Below are 22,763 nucleotides of genomic sequence, written 5' to 3' on the forward strand. Positions count from 1 at the left end.
GGGAAGACTCCAAGGGGAAAAGGTCATTGTAGCGTGAGGGCCCCGGCCCTCAGCAATCAGAAGGTCGTGCCGATGGAGAACTGGAAGTCGTTCTGCCCGTCTCGATCAAAAGGATAGGGGTTCAGCTTACGCGACCAGATCAGACGCAGGGGAGCGGGGCTGATGGGCAGGAAGAACCGAAACTCCACCCCCATCGACCGAACCAGGGAGGGATTCTTGTAGGAATACTCGTTGTGATACGCGTCCTGGTAGGGCACCGGGTCACGGCTGAAGATCTTGGTGCCGCTCCCCCAGGCGTTGCCGGCGTCGTAGAAGAAGACGAGCCGGAACTGATCGGCAATCTTGAACTGGTACTCCGCGTTGGCGATGAACTGCTTGTTGCCGCCCACCACCACCGGCTGGCCGTTATTGTCCAGGAGGACGCTGCCCACCTGGCCATAGCGGTAGCCGCGGATGCTGTTCTCGCCACCGGGCCGGTACAGGTCGTAGAGCGGAAGGTCCTCGTGACCCATGTTCTGGAGGTAGCCGTAGCTCAGGTTCACGGCGAAGATATGCCGGTCCGCCACGTTGGCGAACTTCGCGAAGTCCCAGCTGGCGCGCAGGAATGGCTTGTCGCCACCGAACTGCCAGCCACCGTACTCCAGGCCGAACGAGAATCGCGTGCCCTGGGTCGGCTTGAACTGGTGGTTCACCGTGCTGTAGGACAGGCTCTGGCTGAAGGTGGAGGTGAGCTGGTTGCTCATGTCTCGGAAATAGTAGTTCTGACCGCCTTCGATGCGGATCAGTCGGAAGCTGTACCCCGTGGAGTAGGTGGTGAAGAAGGCCCAGGGCTGATTGGGGAACCAGTTGCTCAGGCGCGCGCCCACGGACAGGCCAAGGCTCCGGGTGTACTGCTTGTAGGCGTTCGCGATGCCCACGCGCGAGGCGTCGTAGTCTGCCGAGCCGTTCGACACGGACACGGCGAAGGAGTAAGGCAGGTCGAACACGAAGGGTTCGGTGAACCCCACGGAGACGTTCTTGGAGAACTTGCCGCCGTTGTAGCTCATGGACAGGGTCTCGCCGCCGCCACCCAGGTTGCGGGTGGAGAAGCTCACGCCCAGGGAGAAGCCGAACAGCGAACCGTACCCGCCCTGGAAGAGCAGCTCATTGACGCCGGCCTCCTCGCCGCGGACCACCACATCCACCTGCGGCTTGTCCGGCACCAGATCGACCTTGGGCTCGGAGGTCTTCACATCAAAGAAGCTCAGCTGGCTGATGCCCAGCAGCGAATCCTTGAAGATGTCCATGCGGAAGGGGTCGCCCTCCTTCAGCATCATGCTGCGGCGCAGCACCTTGTCCTTGGTGGTGAGATTGCCCTCGAACTCGATGCGCCGGACGGTGAACAGGTCGCCCTCCACCAGCTTCAGCGTGGTGTCCACCTTCTTGACACCGTCCTCTTCCCGGATATCGAACTTCTTTTCCGCGCGGAAGAGGATATAGGCTTGGTTGCTGTAGGCTTCCTTGAGCTTGTCCACGGTCTGGTTCACCGCGTCCAGATCGAAGGGTACCGGCTTGGTGCCGGGCTTGGGAGCCTCCGTGGAAGGTTGGATGTTGAAGAACTTCTTGAGGAAGGAGTGGTTGTCCCGCTTCACTTCCGCGTACTTCTGCGGATAGTAGTTCTCACGGAAAAACTTGCCGCCCTCGGCCTTGAAGGTGCCCTCGAAGAACTGCTCGCCCTCGAGGATGGGAATCGAGAGGGTGGCGCGGAGGTCGTACTTGGGGGACTTGGCCTCCTTGGCCCGCTTCTCATTCTTCTTCTTCTGCTTGGCGGAGGTCCGGTCTTCCACCTCGATGACCGGCTTGCCCACGAAGACATCCTTGTAGCCCAGCTTCCAGTAGGCCTTCTTGACGTTCTCCAGATCCTCTTCCAGGTTCTTGTCCACCAGCAGGTCGTGGGTGGTGAGCCAGCTGAACATCCAGTGCCGGCGCGTCTTCTTCATGACGTCGCGCAACTGGGCGCTGGAGAACACCTTGTTGCCCCGGAACTCGACCTTGTAGATCTTCGCCTTGCCGCCTTCGTTGACCTCGAAGACCAGCCGGGCCACACCGGGGCCCATGGGCTCGAGAATGATGTCCACCACCGGGTTCCGGAAACCTTTCTCACCGGCCTGATCCACGATCAGGTCCTTGATCTTCCGGGCCGCCTCGGGGTCGTAGATCGTCTCCGGGTTGATGGTGAGCTTCTTCTCCTTCACCTTGTCCTTGAGGTTGGTGAGGCCCACCTCGGTGCCGCCGCGGTAGTCGATTTCCTTGATCAGCGGGCGCTCCTTGATCCGGATGACCAGCTTCTTGCCGCCCTCGGCGTCCTCGAGCTCCAGCTTGATGTCATCGAAGGAGCCACTGGCCCAGAGCTTTTCCATCACGGCGCTGAAATCCAGGTTCCGCAGGTCGTCACCCACCTTCACGCCCGACTTGAAGATCACCGTCTCGGCGGTCTGCTTCTGGGCGCCCACCACCTCGATCTTGACGATGGGTTCGATATCCTGGGCCGCCAAAGGGAAGGAGAATCCCGCCGCCAGGACCACGAGGGTCAGGGGCAGCACGCCCTTCCACCACCGGGGCAGGGCCCGGTTACATTCCGTGTTCCGCTGCGTCATTCAGGCGCTCCGACCAGATGGGTTTCCTGGCCAGCGGCCACGTCTCCGGAATCAGACAGGGTGGGGACGAGCTTCTCGTCCACCAGATCGAACTTCACCAGGCCGGAAGGCACGGTGTCCTGGCCCACCATCAGCTCGGCGAGGGGATCCTCCACCTGCTTCTGGATGGCCCGCCGCAGCGGCCTCGCCCCGTAGGCGCGGTCTCGCAGCGTGGTCTTCACCAGCCAGTCGCAGGCGGCATCCGTGAGGGACACGGTCAGCTTGTGCTTCTGGAGGGTGACGTTGAGATCTTCCACCAGCAGGCGGACGATCTTGCGCAGCTCGTCGTCGCCCAGCCGGTTGAACACCACGATCTCGTCGATGCGGTTGAGGAACTCGGGCGGGAAGGTCCGCTTGAGCACCTTCATGGCGTCGCCGGACTTGGCATCCGGACGGCCGTCTTGCTCGACGAAGCCGAGGTTCTTCTCCGCCAGCAGCTCCCGGCTGCCCACATTGGACGTCATGATGATGATGGTGTTCTTGAAGTCCACCAGGTTCCCGAAAGCGTCCGAAGCCTGACCATCGTCAAAGATCGACAGCAGGATGTTGATCAGGTCGGGGTGGGCCTTCTCGATCTCGTCGAAGAGCAGGACGCAGTACGGGTTCCGCCGGATGCGGTCCGTGAGCATGCCGCCCTCCTCGTAGCCCACGTACCCCGGAGGGGCCCCGAGCAGCTTGGAGACCTCGTGCTTCTCCATGTACTCGGACATGTCGAAGCGGATCATCTTCTTGGGGTCGCCGAAGAGGAACGCCGCCAGGGTCTTGGCCAGCTCCGTCTTGCCCACGCCCGTGGGGCCCAGGAACAGGAAGGAGCCCATGGGCCGGTTGGGGTTCTTGAGGCCGGTGCGGGCCCGGCGCACCGCACGCACCACGGCGCTCACCGCCTCGGGCTGGCCGATGACGCGCTCGTTGATGCGGGGCTCCATGTTAACCAGGGTGGCCTTCTCGTCGCCCTTGAGGGCCGTCACGGGAATGCCGGTCCAGCTGGCCACCACATCCTCGATGTCCTGCTCGGTCACCTCGGGGAAGCGGGCGTAGTCCTCGTCCGTCAGCTCGCCGCGGTCCTTCTGGAGTTCCTCGCGGAGCTGCAGCTCGCGCTGGCGGAGCAGGACGGCCTTCTCGAAATCGCGGCTGAGGACCGCCTCGTTCATCTCGTTGATGACCCGGTGCAGCTCCTCCTCGTGGGACTGGCCCTCGGTGCTCGCGCCGCCCGGCCCCACCCGCAGCTTCACCCGGGCCCCCGCCTCGTCCAGCAGGTCGATGGCCTTGTCGGGCAGGAAGCGGTCCGTGATGTAGCGGTTGGACAGGTAGACCGAGGCCTCCATGGTCTTGGGGAGGTAGCGCACCCGGTGGAACAGCTCGTAGCGGCTGCGGATGCCTTCGATGATGCGCAGGCTCTCCGCCTCGTCCGGGGGGTTCACCGTCACCGGCTGGAAGCGCCGCACCAGGCTGCGATCCTTGTCGATGTACTTGGCGTATTCCTTGTGCGTGGTGGCGCCGATGCACTGGATCTCGCCCCGGCTCAGGGCCGGCTTCAGGATGTTGGCCGCGTCCAGGCTGCCTTCTGCAGCGCCCGTGCCGATGAGGCTGTGGATCTCATCGATGAACAGCACCACCGACGTGTCCTTGCTGGCCTCGGCGATGATGGACTTCAGCCGCTCCTCGAACTGGCCGCGGTACTTGGTGCCCGCCACCACGAGGCTGAGGTCCAGCGCGTAGATGCGCTTGTCCACCAGGCTGGGCGGCACCACGCCCTCGTAGATCTTCTGGGCCAGGCCCTCCACGATGGCGGTCTTGCCCACGCCCGCCTCGCCCAGCAGGATCGGGTTGTTCTTCCGGCGCCGGCTGAGGATCTGGATGATGCGCTCGACCTCCTGCTCGCGGCCGATGAGGTTGTCGAAGATTCCGCGCTCGGCCATTTCCGAGAGGTTGCGGGCGAACTCGGAGAGGAGGGGGTGCTCCTTCTTCTTCTTCGCGATCTTCTCTTCCTTGGTGCTCTCCAGCAGGATCTCCTTGGCGGCGATCAGGTCGGCGCCGGCTTCCGTCAGGAGCCGTCCGGCCAGGCAGCCCTCCTCCTTGAGCATGCCCAGCAGCAGGTGCTCAGCCCCCACGTGCTTGTGGTTGAGCTTGGCGCTCTCGGCCGTGGCGTGCTGGAGGATGCGCTTGACCTCCTCCTCCATGGGGATGTCGATGCTGGTGCTGCTGGGAGTGATCTTCTTGTCCTTGGGGGTCAGGGCCGCCACCAGGCGCTCCCGCAGGGCGCTCACGTGCACGCCCATGCGCTCGAGCAGCTGGGTGCTGGTCTTTTCCGATTCCCGGAGCAACCCCAGCAGGAGGTGGCCGCTCTGGATGCTTTCCGCACCGAACTGACTCGCCTCGTAGCGGGCGAAGAACATCACACGTCGCGCTTTTTCGGTGAATTTTTCGAACACGGGACACCCTTTCGGGTTAGTTGCTGATCACCCTTGCGGATGATTGGATGACCCCGGGACCAGGATGGTTCCAGGGAGGCCTACCAGGGTAGCGCCTTCCCCCCGGGTTGTCCCGGTCCGGCTGGGACAGAACCGAGCCGGAACCCGGGACGGAAGGCAGCCTCCACCCGGGACAGATCCCCCCCGCAACGGTAGACTGGAGGGCTGGGAGGGCGACATGAGCCTGGTTAGGACCAATCTGGCGATCCTGGGGCTCCAGTGGGGCGACGAGGGCAAAGGCAAGGTCGTCGATCTCCTCAGCCCGCATTTCCATCAGGTGGTGCGTTTCCAGGGCGGCAACAACGCCGGCCACACCGTCGTGGTCGACGGCCAGAGCATCGCACTGCATCAGGTGCCCAGTGGCGCCCTCCACCCCGGCTGCTTCCTGGTGGTGGGCAATGGCGTCGTCCTCAACCTGGATGTCTTCCAGCAGGAGCTGGACCGCCTGAAGGCCCGGGGCTTCGACCTGACCGGCCGGCTGATGCTGTCCGACCGGGCCCATATCATCCTGCCCCACCACATCGCGCTCGATCTCTGGCGCGAAGGCGGCGCCAACAAGATCGGCACCACGGGCCGCGGCATCGGCCCCGCCTACGAAATGAAGGCCGGCCGCATGGGCGTGCGCCTGGGCGACCTGCTCCACCCCGACACCCTGGCCGAGCGGATTGGCCACGGCTACGAGGAGGTCCGCCTGCGCCTGGGCGCCGGGGCGGCCGACCTGCCCACCCTGGACGCCATCGTCGAAGGCCTGCTCCGCACGGCCAAGCCCCTCCTGCCCTTCATCGGCGACACCCAGACCCACCTCGTGACCGCCTGGGAGCGCGGCGACCGCATCCTCTTCGAAGGCGCCCAGGCTGCCCTGCTCGACATCGACCACGGCACCTACCCCTTCGTCACCTCCAGCAACTGCAGCCTGGGCGGCCTCTTCACTGGCACCGGCCTGTCCCCCAAGGCCCTCGACAAGATCCTCGGCATCGCCAAGGCCTACACCACCCGCGTCGGTTCCGGCCCCTTCCCCGCCGAGATGCACGACGCCATCGGCGAGCGCCTGCGGCAAGTGGGCAAGGAATTCGGCACCACCACCGGCCGGCCCCGCCGCTGCGGCTGGTTCGACGCCCCCATCACCGCCCACGCCTGCCGCACCAACGGCGTGGATGGCTTGGCCATCATGAAGCTCGACGTGCTGGACGGCCTGGACGAGGTGGGCCTCATCGTGGGCTACCGCACCGGCGAAGGCACCCTCACCACCAAGCTCCCCAGCTGCGCCGCCGACTGGAAGGAGCTGAAGCCCGAGGTGAAGATGTTCAAAGGCTGGGCCAGCACCCGCGGCGTCACCAGGCACGGCGAGCTTCCCGCCGAAGCCCACGCCTACCTCGAAGCCCTGGTCGAAAGCGTCGAAGTGCCCATCGCCTACCTGAGCACCGGCCCCGATCGCCAGGAGGGCTGCATCTATCCCGGCACCTTCCTCGAGCCGCTGCTGGCTTGACCAAAACGCCCTTCACGGGCACACTGATCGTCCTGCCCATTCAGGCATCGCACGCTCGCGTGCACCGCGCGCTCGAGGGCACGCGGGCCTGGAACCACCGGCAAGGGCCCTTAGCTCAGCGGTAGAGCAGCGGCCTTTTAAGCCGTTGGCCGCGGGTTCAAATCCCGCAGGGCCCACCAAGTTCCACCCCATGGGGCTATCGTCTAGGGGTCAGGACACCGCCCTTTCACGGCGGTAACACGGGTTCAAATCCCGTTAGCCCTACCAGCAAAAGAGCCTAGAGAAATCTAGGCTCTAATTGTATATACCCGGCTCAAAATCCTGCAAATATTTTAAACGCTCCCAAAAACGCTCCCAAGAGCGGAAAAATTGGCGCTCTCAGAGCTCGGCAGGTTCATGAAACCCGCCCATCAACAAGGCGCCTTGGGGTCGGATCGCAGATCGCATTCGCAGGCTGGTCTACATCAACGGCCCGACTGTCTCGAGCGTCGCCGCCACCGTGTTTTCTGCTGTGAATCCAACAAACTACGCCTGCCTCGATTGTCTTCCGGAGGTTGACCTCCTCGGATGGTCCCTTCCCAGAGCGGGGAAGCCTCGAGGAATCCACGGACAATTTCTGTCCAAACCGGTGTGGCAGGATGGTCTGGAACCAAGTCTGTCCTTGAGATGCCTGCATGAGCTACGACCCCTTTGATGGCGTGCTGCTGAACGACCCCCGACCGCCCGTGTCGGGTGCCGTCAGCCTCATGCTGCACCTGCGGGTGGCGCGGAGGCTGGCCAAGGCCCAGGGACGCACAGCGGGTCCCAGCCTGGAGGCGCTGAAGGCACGCGCCCAGGCCTGTCGAGAGCTGCTGGCGCAGGGTCTACTTCCGGCCACCCTGCGGCACTTGCAGGCACATGGGCTGGACCTCGGCCAGCCCAAGGCCGCCCACAGCTTGGCCAGCGTGCTCGCTCACATGGAGGCCTATCTCAAGGAGGTGGAAGCGGGTGGCTACCTGGAGCCGGACCTGGCCCTCTGGCAGGCCGTAGACCAGGAACTGGCCGGGAAGCGGGGACTCTGGATCGAGCGGACCGAAGCCGATGGGCCGCTTGAGGCCGGGCTCCGTGACCTTGTGCCCACGCGCCTGCGGGCTCTGGCCTGCGTGCCGGGACTGGGCGGAGCCATGGTCAGGTTGGCCGCCCAGAAGGGAGGCGAGTCCTCTGGCCTATTCGGCAGCGCTCAGCCGCTGGTCGCGTGGTTCCTCGATGGGCTCGAAGCCCACGGCGACAGACTTCCTAACGACCTCGACCTCTCCGAGCCGGAGGGCTGGGGAACGGCCCCCTGGTCGCCTGCCCTGGAGTCCCTGTTCGAAGGGCCCCTGGACCTGAAGGGCCATGCAGACACCTTCCAACGGGGGCTCGTCGAAGGCCCCCTCGACTTGCTGCGCCATGCCATCGAGCAAGTCTGCGTCTGGCTGGACGCCGGTATTCCCCCATCTGAGATCACCCTCATTCATCCCGAGCCTCAGACCGTGGCGGCCTTCCTCGCGCCCCTGCTGGCGGAAGAAGGCGTGGCGCTCCATGTGCGCGGTGGATTGGTCCCACTCCTCGCCAGCGAAGCCTGGAGTCCACTTTGGACCCTGCTCGTGGGCGTGCAGCGACTGGATCCCTGTGCCGTGTCCGCCGGGCTCCGCGCATCAAGGCGCGACGACCTGCGCCACTGGGCGGATGCTTTGGCCCTTGCCGACCAGAGTGGGACCCTCGCGTTCGAAGGCAGCTTCATGCACCTGCGGGACCGCGTGAAGGACTACGCACTGGGCATCTGGCAGGAACTGGCAGCGCTGAAGAACACCACCCAGACGGCCCACCGGTGGGCCGAGCGACTGGAATCCCTGGCCACCACCCTGCGGTTGCCCATGGATCCCGACGATTTCTACTCCCCGCTGGGCCTGCTCAAGGAAGCCTGGGGCAACGAGACCTGGACCTTCGCCGACATGCTCCTGGCGCTGGAAGCTTTCCTCGATGCGGCGCGCAGCAGCGAGATCCCACGAGCCGTCGAGGGCCTGCGCTTGGTGACCCCCGGCACCATCCTCGACGACTGGAATGGCGCCCGCGCCACGCTGATCCTTGATCTCTCCGAAGGTGCTTGGCCCAGCCGCCCCGCCGAGAACCCCGACCTGGACGGCGACCTCAAGGCCGCCATCAACCGCGCGCTGCTCACCTGGAGCCAGACGGAGCCGATGGCGACGTTCCCCCCTGCCCTGCAGCGGTTCTGGCTGCCTCGCAGCGAACACGGCGACCAGATTCCCCGCGCCTTCCAACGGGAGGCTTACGCCTTCAACAAGGTGCTGGCCATGACCCGCGAGCGCCTGGTGGTGCTCAGCCCCGCACAGGATGAGGACGGCCGCATGACGTCCCAGGGGCCCTTCTGGACGGCGCTGGAAGGCGCGGCCCTGTGGCGTCCTGAAGCCGAGCTGCACAGCCGCCTGCGCTGGCGCTGGGAAGGCCACGATCAGTCACCTCACCACCAGGCCCGGGCCATCGCCGCCCAGGCTCGCCCGGCCAGCGAGGCGCTGCTGGCGGAAGCGCCCAACTTCGACTTGGCGCCGGGACTCCGCGCCGCCTGGCTCAAAGGACAGGACAGCGCCAGCCCCACGGCGCTCGAAGGCCTCGCCAAATGCCCCTTCCGTTCTTTCGCTGAGCGAGTGTGGGGCTTGCAGACCTTCGATACGCGCACCCGGATGTCCATGGCCGTGGGCATCCTCGTCCACCACATCATGGAGGAGGCCCTGGCACCCTTCGTGGGTGTGGAGGATTGGCCTGCCGCCTTCCAGACGGCACTGGGCCTGGGTCCCGAGGCCGGAGCCGATGACCTCATCCCCCACTTGCAAACCCTCTGGCTGGATCACCAGGATCAGTGGCTGAAGGAACTGGACCGCCACATCCCGCAGGAGCAGTGGCCCCAGGCCGTGCTGCGCCTGGAGTCCCTGCTGCCGAACTTGGCCGCGGCCCTGCTGCGGGATGTCCAAGCCGAGGCCCCCGACAAGGGGGAACTCGCGTTGCTCGACCCGACACGTCTATCCGCGCCGAAGGCCAAGAAGGCCGCAGCGCCCCCACCGGAGACCTGGCGGCGAACCCTCCTGGCCCTCGAGGGCAGCCTGGGTCCAGTTGCACTAGATTTGGGCGACGGCCACTCGCTCACTGTCAGCGGCAAGGTGGATCGCATCGAGCGCTGGATCAGTGACGGCCTCTCCTTCCTGCGGGTGGTGGACTACAAGACCTCGAAGGAGACGTATCTCAAGGCCTACGCCGAGGACGATGTGCCTTTCGGGTCCCACCTCCAGACCCCGCTCTACATGCTCCTCGCGGAGCGGGTCTACCCGGGCGAACGGGCCACGGCGGTACTGTTTCCCCTGAAGGAGGATGAGCCAAAGCCCTTCACCAAACACTTGGCCACGCTTGCCGAAGCTGGACCCGACGGAGCCTGGCGTCAGCGACTGCTTACGAACCTCGCCCGTTTTGACGCACGGCTGGAGTCGGGGAATTTCCCGCCGACTCCCGGCGAGCATTGCAGCCAGTGTCAGTTGGCGGCCCTCTGCGGGCGCCCAGTGGACGTGACCGTCGAGACAGATGGGGAGGGGGACTGACATGCGCACCCTCGACCTGAGCGATCCCCACATCCTCGATCAGTCGTTGGTGGTGAGCGCCAGCGCAGGATCCGGGAAGACCTTCACCCTCACGGTGCTGGTCACGGCCCGGCTGGGGCGGGGAGATATCCGCCCCTGGGAGATCCTGGCCACCACCTTCAGCGAGACTTCAGCGGCGGATCTGCGCGAGCGGCTGCTCTGCCCCCTGGACCTGCTGTCCGCCCTGGATGAGGCCGCCTGGCGGGTGCTGCTGCCCCACCTCGAAGCGCCTGTGGCCACGGACCTCGAAGCCATCCTCAAGAACCTGCCTGCCATTCAGCACCTGAAGAAGTCCGCCGGTGAGGTGGCACAGGCCGCCGCTCACTGGGTGAGTGCACCCTGGCTTGCGTCACCCGCGAAGGCCCGTGCCTTCTGGCGCCGCGTGAGGCGGGAAGCCGAGCTGCTTCAGGTGTCCACCATCCACAGCCTGGCCATGCGCGTGCTGAGCAAGGGTGAGGGCAGCAGCGACACCATCCTCGATGTGCGTCATCCCTCCCTGCTGCGGCTGCTGCGGCTGACGGTGCGCGAGTCCCTGACCCTGCCCTCCGGCCATGCCGATGAAGTGCCCGCCCGAATGCTGCTCGCCTGGGCCGAGCAGAACTGGGAGGCCTTGTCCCAGGGCTTCGACAACCACCTCGATGCCCTTGGACATTTGAAGGGTGAAGACCCCAGCTACTATCGCGACGCTCTGACCCTTGCCCTGGCTGAAGCCCGGACCGCTCTCGCGCCCTTCGCGGCGGATGAAGAGCTGGCCAAGCACCCCAGCGGCAAGGGCCTCCACAACTTCAAGAAGGAGAACCTCCTCCCGGTTCCCCTCGACAGCGCCGATCTGCAGGCGAACCTCCGCTGGGCCCAGGCCCAGAGCGGGCGCGTTTCAAACCCGCCCCCTGCCTACTACTCCGACGCCTTCTGTGACGCGATGGCAACCCTCAAGCCGGTGGCCAGCGCGCTGGAAGCCTGGCTGCGCTGCCTGCTGGTGAACGCGCTGCAGCGCTTCGAGGTGGAGAAGCAGGCCCAAGGGTTGGCCACTTTTGGCGATCTGGTCCGCAAGGCCTTGGACAGCCTCAAGGCCCATGGACTGGAGACCCCTGCGCCCAAGCTGCTTCTGGTGGACGAGTACCAGGACACCTCCAAAGTCCAGGATGCCTTCCTGGAGGCCCTCGGCGCCGAGCGCATGGTGCGTGTGGGCGACGTGAAGCAGGCCATCTACGGCTTCCGTGGCGGTGATCCCGACCTGCTGCGGGACCGGCTGACCGCTGCGGGAGAGGGCGCCTTCCGCCTCGCTTCCAACTTCCGCTCCACACCCGAGATCGTGACCTTGGCCAATACCTACGTGGACCAGGTCTGGCCCCAGTTGGATCCCACGATCGGCGACCTTGATGGTGCCCAGGTACCCGTTGCCCCATCGGGGCCTCCAGTGGGGTTGGTCCGCACACCTGCACCATCGACGTCGGGCGACCTTCCAGCACTGTCGGATTGGATCTCGGGCCTCTCCCGGGAGTCCGGCTGGACTGAGTCCCTCGGCGCTCCGGCTAAGACCGGCAACCACACTCGTGCGCTCCTGCTCAAGCAGCGCACCCGCCTGCCGGGCCTCCTCCAGCGCCTCAAGGCCAAAGGAATCCAGCCCTACGTGGTGGCCAAGGAGGGGTTCTGGGACAGCCCCGGCGTGCGGCTCATCCTGGCGGTCCTGGAGGCCGTGGCCCACCCCGAACGCCCCATTCCCTGTGCAGCATTGCTGCGCCAGGTGGTGGGCCTGACCGATGCCGAGATGGCGGCGCTGGCCCGAGGCAGCGACAACCGGCCGGGACTGCTAGGTCTTGGTCAATTGGATCCTGAGCGGCTACCAGAAGCTCACCAGGACACCGCCCACTTCCTCCTCGACCTTCGGCAAGCCTCCACCCAGACCATCGCAGGTCGCCTGCTGCGACAGGGAGCCGTACTTCAGGCCATTGCAGCCCTGGAGGTGCACGGTACGCTGGAGCCCCTGCGAGCACGGCGCAACCTGGCCGGACTGCTCGCCAAGTTGAAGGACCTGCCTGCCAGTCCCTCCGTGGCCTACGCCCTGCTTGATGACGAGCGGAATGGCCTGGAGCGGGGCGACCTGCCCGCCTCCGTGGAAGACGCGGACCTCCTCATCCAGACGGCTCACGGGAGCAAAGGACTGGAGTACGACGACGTCATCCTGCCCCTGCTGAATGTGAACCCGCGCAGTTTCCGGAAGGGTGACCTGCGCACCCACGCCGAGACCGGCGAGCTGCTGCTCGCCTGGAAGCTGGGCAAATTCACCGGGCGCGCCTATGACGACCTCAAGCCCCTGGTGGAGTCCAAACAGAAGCGCGACGAACTCAATCTGCTCTATGTGGCGCTCACCCGGGCCAAGGGGCGCCTCTGCGTGCTGCTGCAAGAGCCCAAGGACCCCAAGGAGCCCAAGCCCCCCAGCGAGTTCAAGACCTGGGCGAAGTGGGGGCAGGTCCTGGCCAGCACTCACCCGGGCTGGAAAGCGCTGACGGATGCACCGACACCCGTGCCCCTGCCGACACGGGTCACCCTCACACTGAACCCACCGCCCGCGAGAATGGCCTTGGTCGACACCACCCTGCCTGTCGATGCCCATGACGACCTTCCCGGCGACACCCGCAGCAAGGCCCGGCAGGAGGGGGAAGCCATGCACGCCTTCCTTCGTGATCTGCTGGTGCGTTGGGAGGATCCGGAAGCCTTCCAGGCCTGCCTCGACACCGCCCCGCCCGTCGCCCACGCCCGTGAGAATGCCCTTCGCTTCCTGGAGCAATTCGAGGCCAAGGGGTGGCGCCACCTCCGTCGCCGAACGGAATTGCCCCTCGCCGGAGCGGCCAGCAGTGGTGGGCTTGGACGCGCGGACCTCGTCGTCTGGGGAGAGGGCTGCATCCACCTCCTGGACTTCAAGCACTCAAAAGCCTTTGGAGAGGAGGAGCTTGCGGCCTACCGGGACCAACTCCATCGGTACTCTGCAGTTCTGGCGGAACGGGAGAGGGTGCCCGTGACCTCCTGGCTTGTGCCGCTTCGTGGTAGCGCTTGGGTCCATCTGGATTAGCAACGGCTCCTACCACGGTGGATCCACCGCGGTCATACGGGCTCAAATCTGGTTTGCCGTAGCAGCAGAGGCGCCTGAAAATCAGCGGCTTTACTGTAGCTAATCAGCAGCCGCAATTGAGGAGGCCGGGACTGGTTGAGTGATTGGCTGCATAAAACTTCGGGAGCCGTCTTGATCAGGTGAATTGCCCATCCACCAATACGTCAGGCGAAAGGCGATCGAGGGGAGGTTCATTCCGGATGTGCCGAAAGAACACATGAGCCATCAGGTTTATTTCCGGATCGCCCTCCAGCACCCTACGCCCTCAGATCTGGATGGAAACGTACACCACCACCAGTTCCGAGTCTGCGGCGCTGGCGATCTCGTGGTGTTCTCCGGGCTCTATGACGAAGGACACGCCGGGTTGGAGGGGGTGGGACACGCCATCGACGGTGAGGGTGCCTGCTCCGGCTTCGATGTAGAACAGTTCGGTCATGTCCGGATGGGCGTGGGCGGGCGCCACCTGTCCTGCCTGGAAACAGGCCCGGACGAATTGCCGGACCTGCGGCACCACGCCGGCGCCCACGAGCATGTGCTTTTGAATGGCCGTGCCTGAGCCCAGGGGCACGACGGGGACTTCCTGGAGGGAATGGATGCGCATGGTTTCAGGATAAGGCCTTGGGCCCGCAAGGGGCCGGATCAGCCCCACACGCGACTGCCCAGGGTGCCCAGGGCCAGCAGGCCCCCGGGCGGCCGCGGCGGGCTGGCCGGCAGATCGGGCAGATCGCGGGCCGCGGCCGGGACCAAGTTCTGCTCTGGGCCCTGCCCCAGGCCCTGCTCCAGCACCGCCAGGAACAATTCGGCGAGTTCGGTGGCGGCGCCTTCGACATGGCGGGAGGCTTCGAAGAGGGTGGCCCGGGACAGGCGGCCCAGGTGCCGCAGGCGGTAGAGCAGGTAGCAGGCCGCGAAGCGGAGGGTCTGACGCCGGACCCGGGCCAGCAGTTCCTGGCGGCGCAGAAGGCTCCCGGCTCGCAGCCCCGGCGGCGCGCCCAGCAGGCGGGCGAAGCGGGCCCAGCGGTCGGCCCAGTCCGGTTCCCGGGCGTAGTCCTCCAGGGCCCGGGCCACGCTCACGAAGGACGGGGCCTGCACCCTCGACAGGCGATCCCCGGCGGCCGGGTTCCGGGCCACCAGGTAGCCCGCCACGTCGCCTTCCAGGTTCGGCCGTAGATCGTAGGTCTGCTCCGAAAACAGCAGGGGCACGGCCCGAGCGGCCGGATCCTCCAGGCGACGGAGCACCAGCAGGCCCGCCGCGCCGCCCAGATCACCCAGCCAGGTGCCCAGCTCCAGGCCGGTGCCGCCCTGACCCCACAGGGGCAGGCGGGAGACGGTGAGACGGGTGCGGGCCTCCAGGCCCACCAGGATATGGCCGACATCCACCCAGCGATCCCGGTGCCACACCACCGCCGAATCCTTCAGGGCACGCGCCAGGGCGGGCCCCAGCACCGACGTGGGGTCGGCCGGCGGCGCGGCCTGCAGGTAGAGATTGAATCCCCAGTTGCGCAGGCGGCTGCCGCGGCGCTCGAAGTCGAGGCTATGGGCGGTGCCGTAGTACAGGCCGCGCAGGGTCCGGATGCGCTGGTACGGGCCCAGGCCCTGGCGCTGGAGGCGATCCGCGGCCTCGTGCAGCAAGAGAGTCAGGCTGTCCAAGGTGCGGGTGGTAGTCGGGAGGGGAACCAGGCCGTGGTCAGCCATGCCATCAACCGCGGGAGCCCGGGAAGAGCTGCGACCAGGCCTCCTCGGAGCCCACCAGGAAACCGAGACCGTCTGGCGATGGCCGTGGGCACAGGACTGCCCCGACCAGCCTCGCCACCGGAGCGGCCGCCGGGGAGAAGTAGACTTTGACCTCGCAATGCAGACGGCCTTCCGATTCGTGGCGAATGTAGGCCGCCATGTCAGTCGGACGATGCGCCTGTTCAAAGGCCGACTCGAACTGCGCTTTGAGCTGTTCCAACGGCGCTTCGGCCAACAGGGCATCGCCAAGGTTTTTGGTGAACCAGTGACTCATCGGGACCTAGGGTGTCTGGAACGTGCGTTGGGCCACCTCTGAGGACTTCAGCCTGGTGGCATGGGCTTCCAGCAAGTCGCTTCGCGTCAGGATGCCCACCAGGCTCGAGTCTTCCCCCAGGACCGGGAGGCGGCCCACGCCCTCCCGCACCATGTGGTTGGCTGCTTCCCGGAGGGAATTCCCCTCGAAGACCACCGCCAGGTCCCGGTGGATGAGGTCGCGGAGGGCCGATTCGGGGGCGTGCGGCGCTTCGAGCAGATCCCGCCGCGTGAGGACCCCGATCACGAGCCCCTTCTCATCCACCACGGGAAACCCGTGATGGGTGGCTCCATCGGCCCCGGCCTCGATCCACGTCCGGGCCTCCCCGAGGCTCTGGCCCGCGCCCAGCGTCACGACCTGCTTCGAGGCGGCCTCCTTCACCAGGATCTGGTCGAGGAAGTCCGCGGAATATTCTTCCGGAACCCGGACGCCGCGTCGGGCCAGCTTCTCCGTCATGATGCTGTGCTTCATCAGCAGGGCGGAAATCAGGTAGGCCGCCGAGCAGCCCCCCAGCAGCGGCAGCAGGCCCAGGGGCTGCAAGGTGATCTCGAAGGCGAACACGGCCGAGGCCAGCATCGCGCGGGAGGCTCCCGCGAAAATCGCGGCCATGCCGACCAGCGCGCAGATTCTGGGATCCACGCCGACCTTGGGGAGCGCCAGCGTGAGGAGGCCGCCCACCAAGGCGCCCAGCGCGCCGCCGATGGTGAACAGCGGGGCGAGGGTTCCTCCGGACGTGCCGCTGCCCAGGGCGATGGACCAAGAGAGGAACTTGGCCAGGCACAGCACCAGGAGGCCGGTGCCGAGCAGGTTGGCGGACAGGATGGCCTGGATGTTGTCGTAGCCCACGCCCATGGTGCGCGGGACGAAATACCCGATCCCACCGACGGCGAGGCCCCCGAGGGCGGGCCACCACATCCAATGGATCGGCAGATGCTCGAAGGCATCCTCGATCCAGTAGACGGCTCGGGTCACGTACACCGACGCCACGCCCACCAGGGCGCCGATGGCGATGTAGAGCGCCAGGGAGAGCCCGTTGGGGGTCGACAGCAGGGGCATCGGGAAGACCGGCTTGATGCCCACGATGGAGAACCGGACACCCGTCGCCGCCACGCTGGCCAGCGCCACCGGGATGATGGACCGGGGACGCAGCTCGAACAGCAGCAGCTCCACCGCCAGGAGCACCGCGGACACGGGAGAGCCGAAGGTCGCGGCCATGCCGGCCGCCGCACCCGCCGCCAGCAGCGTCTTGCGTTCCAGCGCGGTGGTTGAAAGCACCTGCCCCAGGAGCGAGCCGAGCGCACCGCCGGTGGCGATGATGGGGCCTTCCGCGCCGAACGGCCCGCCTGTGCCGATAGCGATGGCCGCGGATATCGGCTTGAGCAGGGTGAGGCGCGCAGGAATCCGGCTCTCATTGAGCAGCACCTGCTCCATCGCCTCGGGGATGCCGTGCCCCCGGATGGCCTGCGAGCCGTACCGGGCCATGAGGCCGACGAGGATCCCGCCCGCGGCGGGGATGAAGATCACCGGCCAGCCCAGGTGGTGCCCGGCGGGGGACGCGAAGCCCGTCGACCAGCGGTGGTAGTACGCGAGGTTGGTGACGAGTCCGATGAGCCGGATGAGCACTTCGGCCAGGTAGCCCGCCACCACGCCGAGCGCGGTGGCGAGGAGGCCGATGAAGGCGACACGGCCATCCATGACCGCCAGCACGGGTGGGATCCGGGCGTTCTTCAGGGTGGGTTCCAGGCTGGGCGCCACCGGCAGACCATCCCCTGAGAGCCCATAGGGTGAGTCCACATCAGCCACGGGTGCCTCCTTTGCCCTGTCCGCTGGGTTCCTCGAAAAACATCGGAAGGCCCTCGGGGCCTGGCGGCGCGAACCGCTCCAGCAGCTCCGCGAGCTGCGACCGCTCGCTGGCGCCCAGGTTCGCGATGCGCTGGATCAGCAATTCCTGCACCGCCGGCGGCGCCGCTTTCACCAGGCGCAGCCCGGCCGGCGTCAGACGGATCTCGAGCCTGCGGCCGTCCTCGCTGGAGACCTCTTTCTGCACGAGCTTCTTCTCCTGGAGTTTGCGGACCACCACCGAGACGGAGCTCTGGTCCGTGGCGGTCCGTTCGGCAATCTCGCCCAGGCTCATGCCCGGGTGGTCCTGGAGGGTCTGGAGGACAAACAGTTGCGCCGCACTCAACCCGAACTGCTTCTCGCAGGACACCGACGCCAGGCGGAGGTCCCGGACAACGGCGCGCAGCGCCTGGAGGATCCGGCGGGTGGTCTGGTCATGGCTTGGGGAATTTGATTGGGATCCCATACGAATGATTACACTAGCACTCCCGCGGAGCTCCAGGCAACCCCGCGGTGCTCAGGGGCAGCGGTAGACCATGGCGTTGATGCTCATACCCGCGCCGACGGAGGCGAACACCACATGATTGCCGCTGCGCAGGGTGTGGCCTTCCAGCTGGCCCCTCATCACCAGGTCGAGCAGGGTGGGCACGGTGGCCACGGAGCTGTTGCCCAGCCAGGAAACGGTCATGGGCATGATCCCCTTGGGCAGCTCCGCGATGCCGTACAGCCGGAAGAGCCGCTTGAGGATGGCCTCGTCCATCTTCCCGTTGGCCTGGTGGATCAGCACCTTGTCCACGTGCTCCAGGGAGAGGCCCGCCCGCTCGAGGCTCAGGCGCACCAGGCCCGGCACGGTGGCGATCGCGTACTCGTAGAGCTTCCGTCCCTGCATCTTGATGTAGAGCTGGCCATCGCCGCGGTCGAGGTCGAAGGAGCGGCCCATCCGCAGCAGCCCGACGTGGTCGAGGGTGTCGGACCGCGTCGCATGCGCGAGGATGCCCACGGGTTCGTCATGGGCCTGGGCCTCCAGCACCACGGCCCCGGCGCCGTCCGCGTAGATCAGGCTGTCCCGGTCGCAGGGATCGGACACGCGGGAGAGGGTCTCGGCACCGATCACCAGGGCCCGCTTCGCGTCCCCCGAGCGCAGGAAGTAGTCGGCCTGGATGACGGCCTGGAGCCAGCCTGGGCAGCCGAAGGGCAGGTCGTAGGCGACGCAGAAGGGGTTGGCGATGCGCAGCCTCGCCTTGACCCGCGCAGCCAGGGTGGGGACCAGGTCGGATTGCCGGCTGCCCGCGGTCACGTCGCCGAAGTTGTGGGCCACGATGACGTAATCCAGGGTCTCCGGGTCGATGGCGGCCGCGGCCAGGGCCTGCTCTGCGGCCTCGAGGGCCAGATCCGAGGCGACGCGATCCGCCGAGACGTAGCGCCGCTCGGCGATCTCGGTGATCTCCTGGAATTTCGCCACCATCCGCGCCGTCTCGCCGGCGGGATAGGGCCGCCCTTCGCCTTCGAAGAAGGCATGCTCCAGAAACGCGTCATTCGGGACATGGCGCAGGGGAATGCAGCTGCCTGTGCCCGTGATGACGCTGCGTACCTGAGCCATCCGTTCCCCCTGCGGCGATCGAGCCCTGCATGCCGGATGTAACCAGTCTACTTCCGTTCACTTCCATATTTCTTCTGGAGCTGTTTTCCCCTCTGCTCCAAGTGGACCGGCGAATCCGGTGCCTCCGAGGGGTTGGATCCGTCCCAGCCAGGGGAGGTGCGGGTCCGGGAAGATCCCAGGAGGCTGCCGAAGCCCCCTCACAAAGAAAAGACCCTCAGCGCGGTTGCGGAGCACCGAGGCCTTCTCCACAGCCACCACAGGGCTGGCTGTTCCTTCCCGAGGCCTGCAGGGCGCTTGGGAGGAGGGATCCACCTCGCCCAGCTTCGCCGTCATGAACGAATAACGCGGGTCCAACCTGGCGTCAGCGCCCCGTCCGGGGCGGGTCGTGCCTTGGGGCCGATCACCAGGCCGGTTCGGTCTCCTGGCTTCCCCCTCGGTTCATTTCCCCAGATAGCGCTTCACATCCCCGACCATGGGACCGACGGCCATGACGGCTTCGGCGATCTTCATTCTGGAGACGCTGAAGTAGATGGCCCAGTCCCGCAGCTCGTACGGCTCGTGGACGTTGATCCATTCCTGTTCCTCTGATCCTCGGGCCTCCAGGTTTTCCGGCACAAAACCTCCTAGGAATGAGCGTGGAACGATCGCGCGGTCCTCCATAGGAACCCTCCATGCAGCGGATCCTAGCAGTGGCTCGTGGCGGCGGTGCGAACCCCGGCCGAACGGTAGGTTTTCCCCCCTGAACGGATGCTTCCCCGGCCGACGATCCCTTGTGGCCCCTGGCCGAACTAGGTTGTCGGCTGTCCAGACACCCGCGCGAGGTGGGAGTCATACAGGCGGGTCAGAAACTCCATCAGCACCCATTCGTTTTCCCGGTGGTTCGTCCGCAGCAGGCGGTTGAGGTGCATGTGCGCCAGGCTGCCGGCGAGGCGATCCAGGTCCTCCTGCAGCAGGCCCTGGTCGAAGGCGGCCCGCAACCGGGACAGGCCGCCGAGTTCAGGGGCGCAGGGCGAGCCCAGAGACAGGGGGAACCCCGTCTCCAGCTCCTTCCGCAGGTTCCTGAAGGTCGCTCCCATCTGCGCGCTCAGCGGCCCGGCATCGCCGAATTCCTTCCGGAAGCTGTCCCGGGTGGCCTGGGCCAACTCCTTGCGCGCGCGCGCGTCCAGGCCGAGGGCCGCCCAGATCGCATCCACCGCGCGGAGGCCCGCCCGCCAGCGCTCCTCCGGCGTCAGGCCGTTCACGAGGCGGGTCAGGGTTTGTTCGCTGTCGGCCCAGAACCACGCCTCGGCCAGGGCGAACCCGGTAGATCCGCCGTAGCGCTCGAATTCCGGTTCGAAGGTATCCACCTGCCATTTCCAGAGCAGCCCCGCGGCCCGGTAAGGCTCCAGGTGCTGGTGGAGGAGGGGCAGCAGCTCCGCGAGGAGCCGATCGGGCCGGCCGTGGAAGCGGAGCCGGAGGTGAGGGGCGGGATCGCGATACCGGATGAAGTGCCAGCGGTCCCAGAGCCCCTGGGTTTGCGTCGTGCGGAGGAGGGGAGTCAGTTCCATCAGGAGCCGATCCGCACTGGTCGGCCCGCAGTAGAGCTTGAGGTAGAGCCACTCCGAACCCGGCGGGTAGGCCCGCGGCACGGGAACGTCGGCAAGCGCGGGGAGGGCGCGCGCCCTGGGCCGAGGCGGTGCGATTCCCTCGAAGGGGATGACCAGCTCGTGGGCGAACCGCCCTTCCGGCGCGGTGACCAGGGCCTGCTCAGGCGCCGGGAAGCATTCCGTGAGGGTGAAGGCGGAGCGCTGGGCCACTAGGTGATGCAGCGTCTCCACCCAGAGCACCTGGTCCAGGTCCACCAGCAGGCTGTTGTCGGCATCGGTGAGGGTGACGAACCGGGGCAGACGCAGCTGTTCCCGCAGGGCCTGGAAGGCGCCCCAGGCCCCCGCGCGGGACGCTGCCAACGCCGCCTTCAGTTCCCCAGCTTCGATCCGCCAGCGCGCCTTGCTGAGCACATGGCGTCCGCGCGTGACGCGCGGCAGGAACGGCTGACCCGCCAGGGCCCCCCAGGACCACCCGCCGGAGCGGCCGTCCTGGTCCTGCAGGTGCGCCAGGAACCGGTAGACCACGGGCCCGCGGGTAAAGTTGTGCGCCGAGGCCAGGCGGGGGACGACCTCCCGCCCCAGCCGAGCGGAAGCGAGCAGCACGCGCCCGCCTCGCACGGTCAAGCGGAGCTCCGCAGGCCGGAGGGTCTGCTCCTCCGGCACACCCGCCGTGGCGAGGAACGGGATCTCGTAGTCCCGCAGGGAGGGCCGAGCCAGAACATTGCCCATCCGGCCTTCGGGCACGTGGACCACTTCGGCGAAGACGGCCTCGGGGCGCAGTGTCTCCTCTTTCCGGAGGTGGCTGCGGAGGGCGTTCTCCAGGTCGGGATCCCCGGAGGCGAACCGCCCCAGCCACCGCGCGGCCGTGGGGCCCGAATGGTGCTCCATCCAGAACTGGAACTCGCCGCGGTCCAGGGCGGCGGGACTGGCGGCCGCCAGGCTGGTCAGGGCGGCAAAGGAGGCCGGAAAGGGCTGCGGCTCCGGGTTGGCGAGGGCCTCCACATCGGCATCCGTCAGGTCCCAGGTCAGCGTCTCCTGCCACCGGGGCAGCTGGGCGAGGAGGAAGCGGTCGCGCTGGGCAAGTGGTTGGGGAGGCGCCGAGGGCTGCAGGGGCAGGCCCTCCAGCAGAGTCCCTTCCAGGGGTGGCGCTCCGTCGAAGCCGATGCCGCTTTCCTCATCCAGGACCTCGAGCAGCGGCAGCCACCGGGCGCCATAGCGCTCCTCGAAGGCGGCCCGGAACCGGTCCAGTGGGCCTTCAAGCCGGGGCGGGCTCAACAGGCGCAGCGTTTCGGCCCCTTCCTCCAGGGCCCGGCGCACCCGGGGCGACAGGCGCAGATCTGGCGCAGGACGGTGGAGGTCCACCTGGAGGACATCGCGGGTTCCGGGCGGCACCTCCAACTCCGCCAGCGCGGCCAGCTGGCTGGGATAGCCGGCCGGATGGGACCCGGGGGCCATCGCCTGCAGGGCCTCCAACTCCGCCACCAGCGCGGTCAGCGGCTCGGCCAGCAACTCGGCGCCGGGAGCCGTGACCGGATGGGCCCGGAGGAAGGCCACCACCTGGCCGACCGGAGCGGGGCTGGTCAGAGGCGGATGGAGCTCGCCGCAGAGCACCTGGGCCTCGATGACCTGATCGAGGAAAGCCCGGGCTTCGACCGGATCCACCTGCATGTGTTCGGCGAGACGCTGCGTCAGGTCCTCCAGGGGGGCGCCCGCCTGCGCCTGCAGGAGCACGAATGCGAGGTGGGGCGTGGCCTCCACGGCCTCCAGGTGGTACGTCCGTCCGCCTTCGGCCTGATCCCGGTGTTCGAGGTAGCGGTACCAACCGCCCAGGGCGTGCAGGCTCGAATTGGGGCGGTACCGGACCTTGGCGCGCACCTCGGGGGCCCGCTCCAGGCGGTCGACGAGGGCTTCCAGGACACCCCAGTCCAGCCGCACGGCCTTGCGGCTGGCCCGCCACGGAGCCAGCTCGAGGCGGCTCGCAGACCCCCAGGTTCCAAGGGATACGCCGGCGAACAGGCCGAAGGGCGTCGCGCGACTGCTCATGCGGCTGAGGTACCTTAGCAAGGCCTGTTCCATGTTGCGGGCCGCGGTTCCCTCCAGGGTGCCGGCCAGCCAAGCCTCCAGCCGCGCGGCAAGATCCGGAGAAGCCAGGGCCAGGGCCTCCCGCACGGCCGCGCCGCTGGCCAGTTCGCGAAGGGTTTGGCGCATGGCCTCCCGGTTGCCTTCCAGATGGAGCTCGGTGGGCCCTGCCCCGCCGGCGTCCTGCGCCAGGCTTCGGGGGAGGAGTG

The 22,763-nt window shown here is 67.0% G+C and carries 13 protein-coding genes and 2 tRNA genes; 5 read left to right on the top strand and 10 right to left on the bottom strand.

Annotated elements, in window-relative coordinates:
- Window positions 1-56: 56 nt before the first annotated feature.
- The gene (gene bamA / locus NOV65_RS06725; RefSeq protein ID WP_257305299.1) at window positions 57-2,636 is read right to left on the bottom strand and encodes an outer membrane protein assembly factor BamA; all 2,580 of its coding nucleotides are present in this window, start codon (window positions 2,634-2,636) and stop codon (window positions 57-59) included.
- Window positions 2,633-5,107 (bottom strand): ATP-dependent Clp protease ATP-binding subunit, encoded by a 2,475-nt coding sequence (locus NOV65_RS06730; RefSeq protein WP_257305301.1) that lies wholly within the window; start codon window positions 5,105-5,107, stop codon window positions 2,633-2,635. Before NOV65_RS06730 ends, bamA begins: the two co-directional genes overlap by 4 nt.
- Window positions 5,108-5,324: 217 nt before the next feature.
- Here NOV65_RS06730 and NOV65_RS06735 point away from each other — a divergent pair, with 217 nt between their 5' ends.
- The 5 genes from NOV65_RS06735 to NOV65_RS06755 all read left to right on the top strand — a co-directional run bounded on the left by NOV65_RS06735 (window position 5,325) and on the right by NOV65_RS06755 (window position 13,367).
- Window positions 5,325-6,632, top strand: coding sequence for an adenylosuccinate synthase (locus NOV65_RS06735; RefSeq protein WP_257305302.1), 1,308 nt, complete (start codon window positions 5,325-5,327; stop codon window positions 6,630-6,632).
- A 104-nt stretch (window positions 6,633-6,736) separates the two neighbouring features.
- Window positions 6,737-6,811 (top strand) — tRNA-Lys (locus NOV65_RS06740).
- A gap of 13 nt (window positions 6,812-6,824) precedes the next feature.
- Window positions 6,825-6,899, top strand: a tRNA-Glu gene (locus NOV65_RS06745).
- 407 nt (window positions 6,900-7,306) lie between these two features.
- Entirely contained in the window at window positions 7,307-10,258 is a 2,952-nt protein-coding gene (locus NOV65_RS06750) for a PD-(D/E)XK nuclease family protein (protein WP_257305303.1), read from the top strand.
- Window position 10,259: 1 nt separating this feature from the next.
- On the top strand, window positions 10,260-13,367 hold the full coding sequence (locus NOV65_RS06755; RefSeq protein WP_257305304.1) for a UvrD-helicase domain-containing protein: 3,108 nt from the start codon (window positions 10,260-10,262) through the stop codon (window positions 13,365-13,367).
- A 304-nt stretch (window positions 13,368-13,671) separates the two neighbouring features.
- Here NOV65_RS06755 and NOV65_RS06760 read toward each other — a convergent pair whose 3' ends face one another.
- The 8 genes from NOV65_RS06760 to NOV65_RS06795 form a co-directional block, all read right to left on the bottom strand.
- The gene (locus NOV65_RS06760) at window positions 13,672-14,007 is read right to left on the bottom strand and encodes a cupin domain-containing protein (protein WP_257305305.1); all 336 of its coding nucleotides are present in this window, start codon (window positions 14,005-14,007) and stop codon (window positions 13,672-13,674) included.
- Between the two features lie 38 nt (window positions 14,008-14,045).
- Window positions 14,046-15,098, bottom strand: a complete 1,053-nt coding sequence (locus NOV65_RS06765) for a hypothetical protein (RefSeq protein WP_257305306.1) — start codon at window positions 15,096-15,098, stop codon at window positions 14,046-14,048.
- 4 nt (window positions 15,099-15,102) lie between these two features.
- A complete protein-coding gene (locus NOV65_RS06770) occupies window positions 15,103-15,411 on the bottom strand; it encodes a hypothetical protein (RefSeq protein ID WP_257305307.1) in 309 nt (102 codons plus the stop codon).
- Between the two features lie 6 nt (window positions 15,412-15,417).
- Window positions 15,418-17,253: a chloride channel protein gene (locus tag NOV65_RS06775; protein WP_257305309.1), complete on the bottom strand. Its 1,836-nt coding sequence runs from the start codon at window positions 17,251-17,253 to the stop codon at window positions 15,418-15,420.
- Window positions 17,246-17,755: a MarR family winged helix-turn-helix transcriptional regulator gene (locus tag NOV65_RS06780; RefSeq protein ID WP_257305310.1), complete on the bottom strand. Its 510-nt coding sequence runs from the start codon at window positions 17,753-17,755 to the stop codon at window positions 17,246-17,248. Before NOV65_RS06780 ends, NOV65_RS06775 begins: the two co-directional genes overlap by 8 nt.
- A gap of 51 nt (window positions 17,756-17,806) precedes the next feature.
- Window positions 17,807-18,889 carry a 3-oxoacyl-ACP synthase III family protein gene (locus NOV65_RS06785; RefSeq protein WP_257305312.1) on the bottom strand — a complete coding sequence of 361 codons (1,083 nt, stop codon included), beginning with the start codon at window positions 18,887-18,889 and terminating at the stop codon, window positions 17,807-17,809.
- A 438-nt stretch (window positions 18,890-19,327) separates the two neighbouring features.
- Window positions 19,328-19,504, bottom strand: coding sequence for a DUF3606 domain-containing protein (locus NOV65_RS06790; RefSeq protein WP_257305313.1), 177 nt, complete (start codon window positions 19,502-19,504; stop codon window positions 19,328-19,330).
- A 173-nt stretch (window positions 19,505-19,677) separates the two neighbouring features.
- Window positions 19,678-22,683 (bottom strand): lantibiotic dehydratase, encoded by a 3,006-nt coding sequence (locus NOV65_RS06795; protein ID WP_257305314.1) that lies wholly within the window; start codon window positions 22,681-22,683, stop codon window positions 19,678-19,680.
- Window positions 22,684-22,763: the final 80 nt, after the last annotated feature.

This window comes from Geothrix campi (assembly GCF_024609265.1).
GTDB lineage: Bacteria > Acidobacteriota > Holophagae > Holophagales > Holophagaceae > Geothrix > Geothrix campi.